At 41.1% G+C, this 15889-nt stretch carries 14 protein-coding genes and 1 other annotated feature; of the genes, 4 read left to right on the forward strand and 10 right to left on the reverse strand.

Annotated elements, in window-relative coordinates:
• Positions 1–360: 360 nt before the first annotated feature.
• The 3 genes from clpB to rluD all read right to left on the reverse strand — a co-directional run bounded on the left by clpB (position 361) and on the right by rluD (position 4777).
• Entirely contained in the window at positions 361–2934 is a 2574-nt protein-coding gene (gene clpB, locus EAE90_RS17190; protein WP_214054501.1) for an ATP-dependent chaperone ClpB, read from the reverse strand.
• Between the two features lie 133 nt (positions 2935–3067).
• Positions 3068–3799, reverse strand: coding sequence for a purine nucleoside phosphorylase YfiH (yfiH, locus tag EAE90_RS17195; RefSeq protein WP_214054502.1), 732 nt, complete (start codon positions 3797–3799; stop codon positions 3068–3070).
• Positions 3800–4777, reverse strand: coding sequence for a 23S rRNA pseudouridine(1911/1915/1917) synthase RluD (rluD, locus tag EAE90_RS17200; protein WP_214054503.1), 978 nt, complete (start codon positions 4775–4777; stop codon positions 3800–3802).
• 137 nt (positions 4778–4914) lie between these two features.
• On the opposite strand from rluD, the gene bamD reads away from it, so the two are divergent.
• The 4 genes from bamD (at position 4915) to EAE90_RS17220 (ending at position 8667) form a co-directional block, all read left to right on the forward strand.
• Complete coding sequence (gene bamD / locus EAE90_RS17205) at positions 4915–5646, forward strand: outer membrane protein assembly factor BamD (protein ID WP_214054549.1); 732 nt, start codon at positions 4915–4917, stop codon at positions 5644–5646.
• A 285-nt stretch (positions 5647–5931) separates the two neighbouring features.
• On the forward strand, positions 5932–6294 hold the full coding sequence (raiA, locus tag EAE90_RS17210; RefSeq protein WP_036782348.1) for a ribosome-associated translation inhibitor RaiA: 363 nt from the start codon (positions 5932–5934) through the stop codon (positions 6292–6294).
• Between the two features lie 200 nt (positions 6295–6494).
• Positions 6495–6614 (forward strand) — a sequence feature (Phe leader region).
• A gap of 56 nt (positions 6615–6670) precedes the next feature.
• Entirely contained in the window at positions 6671–7828 is a 1158-nt protein-coding gene (gene pheA / locus EAE90_RS17215) for a bifunctional chorismate mutase/prephenate dehydratase (protein WP_214054504.1), read from the forward strand.
• A gap of 392 nt (positions 7829–8220) precedes the next feature.
• Positions 8221–8667 carry an H-NS histone family protein gene (locus tag EAE90_RS17220; RefSeq protein WP_046395558.1) on the forward strand — a complete coding sequence of 149 codons (447 nt, stop codon included), beginning with the start codon at positions 8221–8223 and terminating at the stop codon, positions 8665–8667.
• A gap of 1243 nt (positions 8668–9910) precedes the next feature.
• Here EAE90_RS17220 and tyrA read toward each other — a convergent pair.
• The 7 genes from tyrA to rpsP form a co-directional block, all read right to left on the reverse strand.
• A complete protein-coding gene (gene tyrA, locus EAE90_RS17225) occupies positions 9911–11032 on the reverse strand; it encodes a bifunctional chorismate mutase/prephenate dehydrogenase (protein WP_214054505.1) in 1122 nt (373 codons plus the stop codon).
• A gap of 5 nt (positions 11033–11037) precedes the next feature.
• On the reverse strand, positions 11038–12132 hold the full coding sequence (locus EAE90_RS17230; RefSeq protein WP_281422360.1) for a 3-deoxy-7-phosphoheptulonate synthase: 1095 nt from the start codon (positions 12130–12132) through the stop codon (positions 11038–11040).
• Positions 12133–12655: 523 nt separating this feature from the next.
• The gene (locus EAE90_RS17235; protein ID WP_246550872.1) at positions 12656–13462 is read right to left on the reverse strand and encodes an alpha/beta fold hydrolase; all 807 of its coding nucleotides are present in this window, start codon (positions 13460–13462) and stop codon (positions 12656–12658) included.
• Positions 13463–13823: 361 nt separating this feature from the next.
• Positions 13824–14177: a 50S ribosomal protein L19 gene (gene rplS, locus EAE90_RS17240; RefSeq protein ID WP_036782329.1), complete on the reverse strand. Its 354-nt coding sequence runs from the start codon at positions 14175–14177 to the stop codon at positions 13824–13826.
• Positions 14178–14241: 64 nt separating this feature from the next.
• Positions 14242–14994, reverse strand: coding sequence for a tRNA (guanosine(37)-N1)-methyltransferase TrmD (gene trmD, locus EAE90_RS17245; protein WP_011145583.1), 753 nt, complete (start codon positions 14992–14994; stop codon positions 14242–14244).
• Between the two features lie 39 nt (positions 14995–15033).
• Entirely contained in the window at positions 15034–15582 is a 549-nt protein-coding gene (gene rimM, locus EAE90_RS17250) for a ribosome maturation factor RimM (protein WP_214054506.1), read from the reverse strand.
• An 18-nt stretch (positions 15583–15600) separates the two neighbouring features.
• Positions 15601–15849 carry a 30S ribosomal protein S16 gene (rpsP, locus tag EAE90_RS17255; protein WP_036814097.1) on the reverse strand — a complete coding sequence of 83 codons (249 nt, stop codon included), beginning with the start codon at positions 15847–15849 and terminating at the stop codon, positions 15601–15603.
• Positions 15850–15889 lie beyond the last annotated feature (40 nt).

A 15889-nucleotide genomic window follows, 5' to 3' on the forward strand; every position in this document is an offset into this window, starting at 1 on the left:
GGTCTTGTGAGTGCCCACACAGATTGTCTGATTAATTGTTAAAGAGCAGGCTGAATTAAAATTTCATATTCTCGTTCAGCCGGGCTGCGTATACTACGCTTTTCGCCCGCAGAGTCAAGCGCTTATTGCCGCTTTCTCTGCCCGACCACACAATGTTTATCAGCGTTGTGTCGGTCAGTGGTGGCGCATTATAGGGAATTCTTTGACGCTGGCAAGCGTTTAATTACAAAAAGAATTCATCCGAACACCAATTAAGCAAAAACGGTGCTAAATTGCGATTTAATGCGCAAAATGATAAAAAAAGAGGCAGTTTCCTGCCCCTCATTTCTCATTAACTTTACTCTTTCGTTAAATATATCGTTATTGCTTTGCTACAATATGGCTATTTTCCACATCCAAAGTAACTGGTTTTCCTGGCAATAGTTGGCCGGAAAGTATCTTTTGAGCCAATGGATTTTCGATTTCCTGCTGGATAGCTCGCTTCAATGGCCGTGCACCGTAAACAGGATCGAACCCGGCTTCTGCCAACATGTCCAACGCTTGCTGAGTCATCGTCACCTGATAACCGCGTTCTTCCAGACGTTTGTACAAACGTTGCAATTGGATATCTGCAATCGCTGATAAATGCCGACGCCCTAATGGGTGGAACACAACAGCTTCATCAATACGGTTAATAAATTCAGGTCTGAAATGATGGCTAACAATTCCCATCACCATATCTTTCATTTCACCATAATTCAGACTACCAAAACGCTCCTGGATCATGTCCGACCCGAGATTAGACGTCATGATGACAACTGTGTTACGGAAATCAACAGTACGTCCTTGCCCATCAGTCAACCGACCATCATCCAGTACCTGCAATAAGATATTGAATACATCCGAGTGCGCTTTTTCCACTTCATCAAGCAGAATAACGGAGTAAGGTCGACGACGAACGGCTTCTGTTAGATAACCACCTTCTTCATAACCAACATACCCTGGCGGTGCTCCTACCAACCGTGATACGGTATGTTTTTCCATAAATTCAGACATATCGATACGCACCATTGCATCATCGCTGTCAAACAGGAAATTCGCTAACGCCTTGCACAACTCAGTTTTACCAACACCGGTTGGACCAAGAAACAAGAATGAGCCAATCGGACGATTTGGATCAGCTAATCCAGCACGACTACGGCGGATCGCATTAGATACTGCATTGACTGCCTCATCCTGACCAATGACACGTTTATGCAGCTCTTGCTCCATGCGCAATAGTTTATCTTTTTCACTCTCAAGCATTCTGGCAACAGGAATACCTGTCCAACGAGCAAGAATTTCTGCAATTTCCGCATCGGTAACTTTGTTACGAAGCAGTTTCATATGCTTACCTTCTGCTTGTGTGGCCGCGGCAAGCTGTTTTTCCAATCCCGGTATTTTGCCATATTGAATTTCAGACATCTTCGCTAAATCACCACTGCGACGCGCCTGTTCCAAGCTGATACGGGCATTTTCCAATTCTGCTTTTATGTGCTGAGTACCGGTCAGTGCTGCTTTCTCCGCTTTCCATTCTTCTTCAAGTTCAGAATATTCGCGTTCTTTTACGAGCAGCTCTTCATTAAGCATTTCAAGCCGTTTTTTACTGGCATCATCAGATTCTTTTTTCAGCGCCTGCTGTTCCAACTTCAATTGGATAACCCGACGTTCCAGGCGGTCTAGCGCTTCCGGTTTCGAATCCATTTGCATACGTAAACTGGCGCCCGCTTCATCGATCAAGTCGATCGCTTTATCCGGCAACATACGGTCTGAGATATAACGGTGAGATAATGTTGCTGCCGCGACAATTGCAGGGTCGGTAATTTGTACATGATGATGTAATTCATAACGTTCTTTCAGACCACGCAAAATAGCGATAGTGTCCTCTACGGAAGGTTCTGCAACATAGACTTTTTGGAAACGGCGTTCCAGCGCTGCATCTTTTTCAATATATTGACGATATTCATCCAGTGTTGTTGCACCAACACAGTGAAGTTCACCACGGGCCAAGGCTGGTTTTAACATGTTGCCAGCATCCATTGCCCCATCAGCCTTACCCGCGCCAACCATAGTATGCAATTCGTCAATAAACAGAATGACATTGCCTTCCTGTTTAGAAAGGTCATTCAGCACACCTTTCAAACGTTCTTCGAATTCCCCACGATATTTAGCCCCTGCTAACAGCGCTCCCATATCCAGAGAAAGGACACGTTTATTTTTAAGCCCTTCGGGAACTTCACCATTAATGATCCGCTGAGCAAGCCCTTCAACAATAGCCGTTTTACCAACTCCGGGTTCACCAATTAAGACTGGGTTATTTTTGGTACGGCGTTGTAATACCTGAATAGTACGGCGAACTTCTTCATCACGGCCAATCACCGGATCAAGTTTGCCTTGTTCAGCACGCTCAGTTAGATCAATAGTATATTTTTTCAGGGCTTGGCGTTGATCTTCCGCTCCCTGATTATCAACTTTTTCACCACCACGCATTTGTTCTATTGCCTTAGTGATTTTTTCTTTTGTTGCGCCAACAGTTCTCAATATGTCACTTAATGTGCCACGTTCTTCCAATGCTGCCAGAACAAATAATTCAGAGGAGATAAAGTTATCCCCGGCTTTTTGTGCTAGTTTGTCGCACAGATTTAAATGACGAACTAAGTCATTGGATGGTTGTACATCACCCCCAATACCCTGTACCCGCGGCAAACGTTCTAAAGCCAGCTCAAGCTGATTGCTGAAACGGCCCGCATCGATTCCAATTGACGTTAATAATGGGCGAATAGAGCCGCCCTCTTGCTTTAACAGTGAACTCATTAAGTGAATTGGTTCGATGAACTGATTATCATGCCCAAGTGCAAGGGACTGGGCGTCAGCGAGAGCAAGCTGGAATTTATTAGTAAGACGATCCAGACGCATAACACCTCCAATACTGTTCAGAATGTTGCTACTGGAGATTAAATGAGGCCATTCCTCAAATATTCAAGGTTATTCTGAAAAGCAAATTGTGAGATATTCCCTTATGCGCCAACGGATCGCCCTACGGGATAGGTTATATCAGCCAGATTAAAGTTGCCATACGTCCGGTGATCCCGTCACGACGATAAGAGAAAAATTTCTCTTTATTAGTGACAGTACATTCATCCCCGCCAAAAATCGCTTTCACACCAGCAGATTGCAATTTTAACTTTGCCAACAAATAGATATCTGCTAAATACTTCTCGCCAAAAGGTATAAAAGCTTGACTCAAATCAGCATGTTGGATAGTGAACGCTTGCAAAACTTCATTGCCAACTTCAAATTTTTTCTCGCCAATTGCCGGCCCTAACCAAGCTTGGATCTGATTAGGTTTAGCTTTAAATTGAGCAATAGTGTTTTCCAATACGCCAGCGCACAAACCTCGCCACCCCGCATGGGCAGCCGCAACCTCATCACCAGCCGAACTGCAAAACAGTACGGGCAGGCAATCTGCTGTCATCACAGCACAAACCTGCCCAGGAATATTGGTATAAGCAGCATCAGCTCTATTATCTTCCAGTGGCTGACCATTGAGTCTCACAACACGTGTACCATGAACCTGCTCTAACCAAATTGGTTGCTGAGGCAATTCTGCCATTTTCGCTAAAATATGCCTGTTTTGTTCAACAACATCAGGTTTATCGCCAACATGCTTCCCCAGATTCAGGCTATCGTAAGGTGATAAGCTCATTCCCCCCAAGCGGGTAGAACTACAAGCTTTTACTGTCGTCGGTTGTGGCCAGTTTGGAAAAATAAGCGCAGTCATTTACCAATCCATTTCGTCTTTAAACGCTTCTGCATCTGCTTTTAATGCCTTAATCAGCATCACCATATCTTCAGGTAATTCAGCGTGCCATTCCATTTCAATGCCGGTTATCGGATGATAAAGACGCAGCATCGTGGCATGCAATGCCTGACGATCAAAGTTACGCATTACCTCGCGGAACTCATCAGAAGCCCCTTTCAAAGGACGAGGGCGACCGCCATACAAAGGATCGCCTACTAGCGGGTGACTGATATGGGCCATGTGAACACGTATCTGGTGTGTTCTGCCTGTTTCCAGTCTCAGGCGCAGACGAGTATGCGCCCTAAAATGTTCCATTACCCGATAATGGGTAACAGCCGGTTTTCCCATTGGGTGCACTGCCATATGTGTTCGTTTTGTTGGATGACGAGAAATTGGCTCTTCAACGATTCCGCCAGCCGTCATACGACCTATCGCTACCGCTTCATATTCGCGGGTAATTTCGCGTAGTTGGAGTGATTCGACTAAACGAGTTTGAGCGGGAACCGTTTTAGCAATAACCATCAGCCCTGTCGTATCTTTATCAAGACGATGAACAATGCCCGCCCGAGGGACGTCGGCGATTTCAGGATAACGATATAACAGCGCATTCAATATTGTACCATCTGGATTCCCTGCTCCCGGATGGACAACCAAATCACGCGATTTGTTTATGACTAGAATGTCATCATCTTCATAGACAATATTTAATGCAATATCTTGGGGTTCCCAACGCGCATCTTCTTCAATGATGGCATCAATTGCAATTTCTTCACCTCCCAGCACTTTTTCTTTTGGCTTATTGATTAATTTGCCATTAACCTGAACTCTGTCATCCAAGATCCAATCTTTTATACGAGATCTTGAATAATCAGGGAACAATTCAGCCAAAGCCTGATCTAAACGTTGACCGAGCTGAGATTCGGCGACTGTTGTATTAAGTCGTATTTGTTGTGCCATATATTGTTTCTACACTTACGTTGAGTTTTGACGGCAGAGCCGTTTAATTTAATATAGTGTGCTATTGTAACTCGATCTTTTGCCGGGAGCTTCATGGATAGTCTCCCAGAAAACACTCAGAGGATAATCAACACGTGATGATACGCATGAAATATCTGGTGGCTGCCGCCACATTGAGCCTGGTACTTTCCGGGTGCTCTGGTAATAAAAATGCTGTCCCCGACAGCCCACCTGCGGAAATTTACTCTAAGGGTCAGGAAAAGCTGCAAAAGGGTAGCTATGGAGATGCGATCAAGCAATTGGAAACCCTCGATAATCGCTATCCATTTGGCCCCTATTCACAGCAAGTACAACTCGATCTGATTTATGCTTATTATAAATCCTCTGACTTACCAATGGCTCTCGCTTCCATTGACCGCTTCATACGCTTGAATCCAACTCACCCCAACATCGATTATGTTCTGTACATGCGAGGGTTAGCTTCACAAGCTTTAGATTATACTCTATTGCAAAGTTTCTTCGGCATTGACCGCTCAGACCGTGATCCTGAACACGCCAGAGTAGCATTCAAGGATTTTAGCCAATTAGTACGCTATCATCCTAACAGCCTGTATACTGCCGATGCTATTAAGCGTTTAATGTTTATCAAAGAGCGTCTGGCAAAGTATGAACTTTCTGTTGTGGAATATTATAACAAACGTGGCGCTTATGTCGCGGTGGTAAATCGAGTTGAACAAATGTTACAGGATTACCCTGATACGCAGTCAACTCTCAAGGCACTGCCTTACATGGAAAAAGCTTATACACATTTGGGTTTAATAGCTCAGGCAGATAAAGTAGCAAAACTCATTGCTGCTAATCCTGTATAAAAAAGCAGATGATAAAACAGCGGTTGGCGCCGCTGTTTTATTTTTACTTGTCAAATCCAAAAAGACCGCTTATCAATTAGGAGAATAAAAGACTCAACTTGTCAATAGTGTCTCATTAGCTTCAATCCTGCAATAGATATTCTTCGTATTTTTACCACTAATCACAATTACTTCAACTAGTTGCCTCATGCCTGATTAAATAGTGATTTAGATCACCTTTTTCATGAAAAAGAAATGTATGCTGAAATTATTGAAGGTGGATAATCAATAATGAGAGGTAACTATATGATAGTGAATATTACCAGCAAACAAATGGAGATTACCCCGGCAATTCGCAACCACGTAGAAAAACGTCTAAGCAAATTAAATAAATGGCAAGTAAACCTGATAAATCCTCATATTATTCTATCAAAAGGTCCTCAAATTTTTAGGGCTGATGCAACTATAAGTATACCAAATGGTATGTTAGTTGCCGGTGCAAAACATGAAGATATGTATATTGCTATCAATGAATTATTAACAAAACTGGAGCGCCAATTGAATAAAGTACAGCATAAGGGAGAAGCACGCCGTACTGACAACAGTGTTAAAGAATTAAACCTTAACCTAGAAGCACAACTAGAAACAGAACCAGAAATATCACAATAAAATAACAATGACTTGCCCCTAACGCGTCCAATTTGGGCGCGTTTTTTGTTGACAGAAACAACAACATAAGGTTAATTAACGAAAACCACTTAAACCCTTGTCCAGTGTGGACGGCTGCTGATGAAATGGGAAGCAAGCAAATGGAAAGTTTCGCCCGATTGAGCAAAGAGCAGTCATACAAACTATGAATATGAGAATATGATGAATATAAGCCTGTTTTTTCTTTCTTTCTTTTTTACCTTCCCCTAAGGGAGGCTTTCGTCGTTGAAAAAAGAACGAGAAGACGAACAGCAAGCCTCCCCATCGGGAGGCTTTTTTCTGTCCACTGCAAACCTAATTATTATCAGAATGTGAATAACCCATTAGGAACCCATTTATGGATCAAAATAATTTGCTGAAAATACGGGAAAAAGTCAGCGAACTTGATTTAAAGTTACTGATTTTACTAGCAGAGCGTCGCCAATTAGCTTTTGATATTGCACAAACTAAGTTACAGGATAATCGCCCTATCAGAGACAAGGATCGCGAACGAGAACTATTAGATGTCCTCGTTAAAACAGGAAAAAACTACGGGCTTGATGGCTTTTATATCACTCGTCTCTTTCAGATGATCATCGAAGATTCTGTACTTACTCAACAAGCATTATTGCAGCAACACCTAAATCAGACCCCCCAAGATTCAGCGCGTATTGCATTCCTCGGTCCTAGAGGTTCCTACTCTCATATCGCAGCCCGCCAATATGCGGCACGCCATTTCAATCAATTAATTGAATGTAGCTGCCATAAGTTCCAAGATATCTTCTCCCTGGTTGAAACAGGCCAGGCGGATTACGGAATGTTACCCATTGAAAATACCAGCTCTGGTTCCATCAATGATGTTTATGACTTGTTGCAACATACCAATTTGTCAATTGTGGGAGAAATAACTATTCCTATTGACCATTGCCTACTCGTTGCAACAGACACAACGCTATCGGAGATCAAAACGGTTTACAGTCACCCTCAACCATTCCAACAATGTAGCCAATATATTAATCAATTCCCACATTGGAAAATTACATATTGCGAAAGTACTGCCGCAGCGATGCAAAAAGTCGCCGAACAGAATTCACCAGAAATTGCAGCCTTAGGGAGTGAAGCGGGCGGTGCGCTTTATCAGTTACAGGTTCTGGCACAGAATCTAGCCAATCAATCACATAATATTACTCGTTTCATTATTGTTGCCCGTCAACCTATTGAAGTTGCAGAACAAGTACCGGCCAAAACGACATTTATTATGGCAACCGGACAGCAGGCAGGAGCACTGGTAGATGCGCTAATGGTGCTGAAAAAACATAATATTATTATGAGTAAACTGGAATCTCGCCCGATTAACGGAAATCCGTGGGAAGAGATGTTTTATATTGATGTCCAAGCTAATATTCGTTCAATTAATATGCAACACGTCCTGAAAGCATTGGCGAAAATCACTCATTCATTAAAGGTATTGGGATGTTATCCAACAGAAAGTGTGGTGCCGGTTAATCCTTCCTGATTAAAAAGAACCGGGTATTAAAATATCCGGTTCAGATTATTGGCTTTCAACATTTTTATTATCAATGAGAAAATTTTTACTGCCTTTAACCTCTCGGTTTAAGGCTTTTTATTTATTTCGTAAATCCAGACTTTATCAGCTTAAATACGTTTTATCTGAATGTGACAAAACCGGCGTTAATAAAAATCACGTTTTATCTGTCGCCACGGTTTTAAAGTCTGGAAAAAACCGCAAGCATATCGTGAAAAAGAAGGCAAAAACTTTAATCATTAAAGGTAAAACAGAAATGATTAAAGCTTTTTTAAAGCAAGTAAAAAATCCGGTGTTATACTGACACCGGAAGAGAAAACATCAGAAAAGACAGGTTTTAAACTTATTAACAAGGTGACAAAATGACAACATTAACCATAGAACAAGAATATGAGATTGTATCAAACCATTTATCAAGAATATCCACATTAAGAAGATTTGCGCAAACAAAAGATGTTGAATGGTTAGATGATGTTTACAAAGCATTAGAGGTAGTCGTTCAAGAAAACAAAGAAATCTTCAGATTAATGAGCTTAGAAGCGGAACAAAAAGAACAAAAACGTTTAGAAATATTAAGGCTGATTGAAGAAACCGGCCTTGATCTTAAGACCATTAATATACCTGTTACCGTCTCTAGTTTTAAAGCTAAAAAATCAAATGCAGGAAAAGGAAAGACGAGAAAACCTAAGTATCAGTTTAATGAAAATGGAGAAGTTAAATACTGGTCAGGAAACGGGAAAAAACCATCAGGTTTACAAAAACTACTCAATGAAGGTCATTCATTAAATGAATTTTTAATTCAAAAATAAAACTCCTCAGAATGAGAATAGCCTCACAGGTTTATCATCTGTTTAATACTATTTACTTTCCTTTTTTGCTTGCATTCGCTTTTTGGGGCGATCGCAAGCGCCTTTTTATGGGCGATTAACTCGGTTATTAATTAAAAAAGTGTAAAAAAACGGGCACTCATTAATGCCAAATTTTTAAAAGGTAAAGATCATCTAAAAACAGCTTACTCCCCGCTTATTCATCAGCGATGCTATATCCCAATTATTTTACGAAACAGGTTATAAAAATAACGCAATAAAAAAGGGGTAAAACGGTTAATCTGTCAGGATTTAAGCCCTGAAAATAGAGTTGATTATCTAAAAGAATATCTTTACATCGTTAGGCCATTTACTGGCTGATTTAAGAAAAAAATAAAGGGTAATGACTGATAAAAACCTCTCAAGATTGTCAATAAAAACGGAGTCAGTAAAGATAAAGCAAGGATGATTAACATTCGTTAAATATAAAACACGATATCCCATTGTGATTAAACCTAATAAAAAACAGGTGTAAAAAAGGGGTAAAACATGGTCAAAACTCTATACCGATTAAACCCAGAAGTTAACACCATGATTTTTAATAACAGCTTGAAAACTGCCCATCATAAAACTATCAGTAAAAAATAAGAAATAAAAACTAGCTTTATCAATGCTTACATACCTCGAAAAAAAAGATAAATAAAAATATGAATAGGTTTATCCATTTACCAGAAAATACACCTCCAAAAAGAAACTATTTTTTAATAACGTTTTCAATCGGTGAATAACCTTTTCCTAAACCAGTTAAATAATTCGATGATAAAAAAACGCGTAACAAAATCCGTAAATAAATAATTTAACCAAATAATAACTCAGTTACTTTCGTGGTTATTATATTGCATATTTACTATGTAAAGCTAAATATCTTAAATACGCCAGTTTAAACTTACTTTACACGACCTTAATCCGTCCAATAGCATTGCTTTTCTACGGTTTAATTTAAACTATTCCTCTATTTTATGTCTTTAATATGATCTTAATCTGCAAAGCTTTTCATCCTCATTGATACCATTAAACTTGTCAGCAAATTGAACCGGATATTGTCATATCCGATTCTTTTTATACCCATTATCTTTCAAGTTGCCTCTTTGTTGGCTGCTCTGCTCACCCCGGTAACATAGTTCGCTATGCGCCCGGGATTCGCTCCCTTACTTTCGCGATGCATATTGAAATCCATAAGATATCGCTATTGGCGACTATCATTCGCTTGTTGAAGCAATACCCTGCTCTCTCTCATAAAATGAGGCGCATAATCACCAAACCATTCACTAACATCTTCAAAACTGCTGACAAAAGCCCGTTTATCCCGGCTTTCCAATATCTCTAACGCTTGTCCAAAACTTTGGTGATAACGGCGTATAAGATCAATATTCTCTGGTGATGACATAATAATATCCGCGTAAAGCTGAGGATCTTGCGCGAACAACCGCCCAACCATGATCAATTCCAAACGGTAAATAGGGGAAGATATTGATAACAGTTGTTGTAAATCAGCGCCTTCCTGTGCGAGATGTTGCCCATAAGCAAATGTCGTGAAATGGCGCAACGCCTGAATAAAGCTCATGTTTTTATCATGCTGTTCAGGACTCATTTGATGCAAGCAAGCCCCCCAAATCAACAACTGTTCTAAAAACCATTGATAAGCTTCCTCTTGACGTCCGTCACAGTAAACAACAACTTGTTTTACCAAACTACCGACATCCGGCCCAAACATAGGATGTAATCCCAATACTGGGCCTTTATGCACTTCAAGCATAGCTTGTAATGGCTGCTGTTTAACGGACGCCAAATCCACCAAAATGCAATGGTCAGGTAATGGCGGTAAACGGCGAATAACCTCTTCTGTCAAATGAATAGGCACGCTGATAATCACCATACCCACTCCCGCCAGAATCTGCTCCGCGTCAGGCCAATCTTGTGGCTCCAGATTTTTGACTTCATAACCAGACAATGTTAACAAGCGGCCAAACAGTTTCCCCATTTTGCCCAAACCACCAACAATGACTATCGGCCCCAATTGAGGGCAAAGCGTTTTAAACCCTTTGTTATTCTCACTGGTGTAGGACTCACGCATAATACGGCGCAGAATATCTTCAATTAAATCCGGCGGAACACCAAACTCTTCAGCTTCCTGCCGACGTGAAGCAAGCATCGCCATTTCTCTGTCAGGCGCATAAATTGATAACCCATTCTGACTTTTTACCTCACCAATCTCTGCAACCAATTCCAGGCGCTTTGCTAACAAACCTAACAAAGCTTTATCCACTTCATCAATCCTATCCCGCAATTGAGATAATTCAGCCGCCATATTTATTATCCCGCTTTTTTCAGTACTGTCATTCTTTGCGATAATTGCATGCTAATTTTCTGATGTAATTTTCTTAGCATTGCCTCTGTCGTCTGCCAACTAATACACGCATCAGTCACTGATACACCATATTTCATTTCACTACGCGGTTGTTCAGAAGATTGATTACCCTCATTAATGTTGCTTTCCAACATAATGCCAGTAATAGATCGATTCCCTGAAATGATCTGATCCGCAACAGAATCTACAACTAAACTTTGGCGACGAAAATCCTTATTAGAGTTACCATGACTACAATCAATCATCAAGGATGGTAATAATCCAGACTTCATCATTTGCTGTTCACATTCCATTACATGTTGGGCGCTGTAATTAGGCGTTTTACCACCACGCAAGATAATATGCCCATTCGGGTTCCCTTGCGTTTGTAATAAACACACTTGCCCCGATTGATTTATTCCCATAAAACGGTGTGGCATAGCAGCGGCACACATCGCATTAATTGCCGTGTTCAAGCTACCATCAGTCCCATTTTTGAAACCGACAGGCATAGATAAACCCGAAGCCATTTCCCGGTGTGTCTGGGATTCTGTGGTTCTCGCACCAATTGCAGACCAACTGAATAAATCCCCCAAATATTGTGGGCTATTCGGATCTAAAGCCTCTGTTGCAAGAGGTAATCCCATTTTAACCAAACTAAGTAGTAAGCGACGAGCAATATGCAAGCCAGCTTCCACATCAAAGGAACCATCCATAAATGGATCATTGATAAGACCTTTCCAACCCACTGTTGTACGAGGCTTTTCAAAATAGACACGCATGACGATGTACAAACTATCATTTAATTCAGCAGAAAGGGCAGCCAAACGGTGAGCATAATCCAACGCCGCATCTACGTCATGAATAGAACAAGGACCACACACTACTAACAAACGGGGATCACGGAGCTGAACAATGTCAGCAATCGTTTTACGCGCGTTTGCAATAGTGTGCAGATCATTATCACTCAGTGGGTATTGTTGCTTTAATTCTTTTGGAGTGATAAGAATTTGCTCACCACTGATGTGAACGTTATTAAGTGCATCTCTTTGCATGAACATGTCAATTTTCTCCTCAAATTATCATTCTGTTCTCATTTGTTTTTATGCATTTGACTAATAACATATCACGCATCGTAAAGAATACAATCCAAAAGTGTAAACAAACCTAAAACACTGTAAATAATTGTTTACAAAAAATGAAGGGAGAGTCAATTCAGTGATAAGTCTATTCTAGAACTAATTTAATAAGACTAAAATTATTTCATATAGAAAAATATTAGAAATAATTATTTTAAAATAAAATTAATCTCAAAACACAAGAATGCAATATTTGAGCCAATACTTTATGATTGTTAATAATTTATTTTTCTATTTATAATCATTAGGTGAAAAATATATTTTTTAATTTTAATTACTAAAAACAGATAATATCAACAATCTTATTCTACATTTCACATAAAGCTACCGATCGACACCCATAAAATATTATTCAGGTTATATTGTGATGAAAAAAATTTACATCGCTCTTTTAAATTAAAATACACTAAGGCCGGAAAAACCGGCCTCTTTATTAAAATATTTTTTACAAAGCTTGCTGTAAGAAAGCAATTAATTCCTGATTAACTTTATAGGGTTGCTCCAATGTGGAAATATGCCCTGCATCCTGGATAATAATATGATCACAATGTAGTATTTCAGCCATCAAATAACCCTCCAGTGGCGGGCGAGGCGTATCTTGTTCGCCAGTAATAACAAGCGAAGGAATATCCAGTTTTTCCAACAAATGAATTCTATCTTCACGCCCAAATATTATTCTACCTAACGGAACAATACTATTACGCAATATTTCCGCAGGAATAGCTACCAGACGCTGAGTTAATTCATCAACCAAATGCTGAGCCGGTTGACGGCTAAAGAAGGCGGGAACTATTTGCTGTTGCAAAATAGATTGAGGAATTGCGCCAACCTGCTCTATCGCATCCAACATGGCAAAGTATTTTGTATGAGTCACCTCCGGTTCTAATCCGACAAAGGTATCCATCAAAACCAGTGCCTTAACTCTGTCCGGCGCCATAGCCACCAATTCAATTCCCCACATGCCGCCAGCAGATAAGCCAATGATAGCGAATTCTTTAATGCCAAGTTGGTCCATCAACGCCAGGTAATCCCGAGCTAAATCAGCCAAAGTGCTATGTTGTTCAGGTAACTCTCCCGAGTTTCCATGCCCCCAGAGATCAGGAGCAATCACCCGGTATTTTTTACTTAAAGCCTCGATCTGAGGCGCCCACATAGTAGAATCAAACAAATAGCTATGCCCAAGTAATAACGGGAAACCTTCACCTTCATCTCGGTAAGCCATCGTTTTGTTATGTATTTGAAAAGTTTTCAAAGCAAATCCTTATAATCAGTTAATCACGTCTGAAACTCTCGAAATAATTGTCTTTAAGATTATTACGATCTGATAATAATGTATTTCCGAATAATTTACCGATGAGTAAATATCCTCCTTCATAAAAAGCAGCATTGATCTCCCCCAGAGGGGAGTAACAACAGATCCTCTAAAACCCGCCCGTATTCAGCCTGACTTTTCATTACAATATGACTTTTCATTACAATAATTAAAAATACAGCAGAGCCAAAACCAAATTGATGACCACGCCCGCAAAACGCAGTTTTAAATTGAGCGTAAAAAAAGAGGCCAGCAATTGCTGACCTCTTTAATGATAACTTTCGGATGTAACGAAAGCGTATTATTTACTGTTCAGACGCTCTTTAATACGAGCGGCTTTACCAGAACGCTGACGCAGATAGTACAATTTAGCTCTACGAACAGCACCACGACGTTTAACGTTAATGCTGTCTACGACTGGGGAGTGAGTCTGGAATACACGCTCAACACCTTCGCCGTTAGAAACCTTGCGAACAGTGAATGCAGAGTGCAGACCGCGGTTACGAATAGCGATAACCACGCCCTCGAATGCCTGCAGACGTTTCTTAGCACCTTCTACGACCCATACCTTAACTTCCACGGTGTCACCCGGACGGAATGAAGGTACGTCTTGCTTCATCTGCTCTTGTTCAAGTTGTTTAATAATGTTGCTCATAATAATTCTCTTACCCTAGGTAAACTGATATATCAGAGACATTCCCTTCGGGGATATGTCTGGATTAATTAGTTGCTTCAGTTAGATGTTCCCGTTGGAACTCTGTTAGCAATATCCTTTGCTCGTCAGTCAGAGCTAGGTTTTCCAGAAGTTCAGGTCTTCTAAGCCAGGTCCGGCCAAGCGATTGTTTCATCCGCCAGCGATTAATTTCAGCATGATTTCCAGACAGCAAAACTGGTGGAACCTCCATACCATCTAATACCTCCGGGCGAGTATAGTGCGGACAATCCAGCAATCCATCAGCAAAAGAGTCCTCCTCCGCCGATGCTTGATGCCCCAGAACACCCGGAATGAACCGAGAAACTGAGTCGATCATCGTCATTGCAGGGATTTCACCACCGCTGAGCACGTAATCACCGATAGACCATTCTTCGTCAATCTCGGTTTGGATCACCCGCTCATCTATCCCTTCATAGCGGCCACAAATCAAAATCAGTTTTTCATTCGTTGCCAGCTCACAAACCCCTTGTTGATTGAGTTTGCGCCCCTGAGGTGAAAGATAAATCACTTTTGCGCCTTCGCCTGCCGCAGTTTTTGCTGCATGAATGGCTTCCCGTAAAGGCTGAACCATCATCAACATGCCTGGACCACCGCCATAAGGTCGATCGTCAACGGTACGATGCCGGTCATAGGTAAAATCCCGTGGATTCCAGCATTCAATACTTAACAGGCCATTTTTCACTGCCCGGCCAGTTACCCCATAATCGGTTATTGCGCGGAACATTTCAGGAAACAGGCTAATAACCCCAATCCACATTATCGCGTCCCACTCATTTCAACCGCTTATAACCGGAGTTTAAAAACCAGGATCCCAATCTACTTCAATAGTTTTAGTAGCGAGATCGACTTTCTTGATAACCTGCCCATCAAGAAACGGAATTAGCCGTTCCTTGATACCGAATGCATCTTTCAGGTTTGCTTTAATTACCATTACGTCGTTAGAACCGGTTTCCATCATGTCATTGACAGTCCCCAAGTTATAACCTGCTGTGCTGATTACCTGGCAGCCTATTAAGTCTTTCCAGTAGTAATCACCCGCATCCAGCTCTGGCAGTTGTTTTGAATCTACAATAATTTCGCAATTAGTCAGTAAATTCGCAGCATCCAGATCATCAATACCTTTAATTTTGATGATCATATCCTGATTGTGGTGTTTCCAAGCTTCCAGTTCGATGTGTTGCCACCGGCCTGCCCGTTGAATAAACCACGGTTGATACTCAAAAATGTCTTCGGCATGTTCGGTGGAAGAAAAAACTCTGAGCCAACCACGAATACCATAAGTTGAACCTAGTTTTCCCAATACAATCGGGTTTACAGGCGGTTCAATACAGGTTTGCTTGCTCATAGTTACCACCGCGACAGATTAAGCTGCTTTTTTGGCGTCTTTGATCAGTGTAGAAACACGATCAGACACAGTTGCACCCAGACCAATCCAATGTTCAATACGGTCCAGATCTAAACGCAGTGCTTCTGCTTTCCCTGTTGCAATAGGGTTGAAGAAGCCAACGCGCTCGATAAAGCGACCATCACGCGGGCTGCGGCTATCGGTCACGACTACTTGGTAAAACGGACGCTTTTTGGCGCCGCCACGAGCTAAACGAATTGTTACCATAACATCCTCATTAGTTAACAAAACAACCAGACTTCATCGA

Origin of the sequence: Photorhabdus caribbeanensis (genome assembly GCF_018448885.1) — a bacterium.
In the GTDB taxonomy this organism is placed as follows: domain Bacteria; phylum Pseudomonadota; class Gammaproteobacteria; order Enterobacterales; family Enterobacteriaceae; genus Photorhabdus; species Photorhabdus caribbeanensis.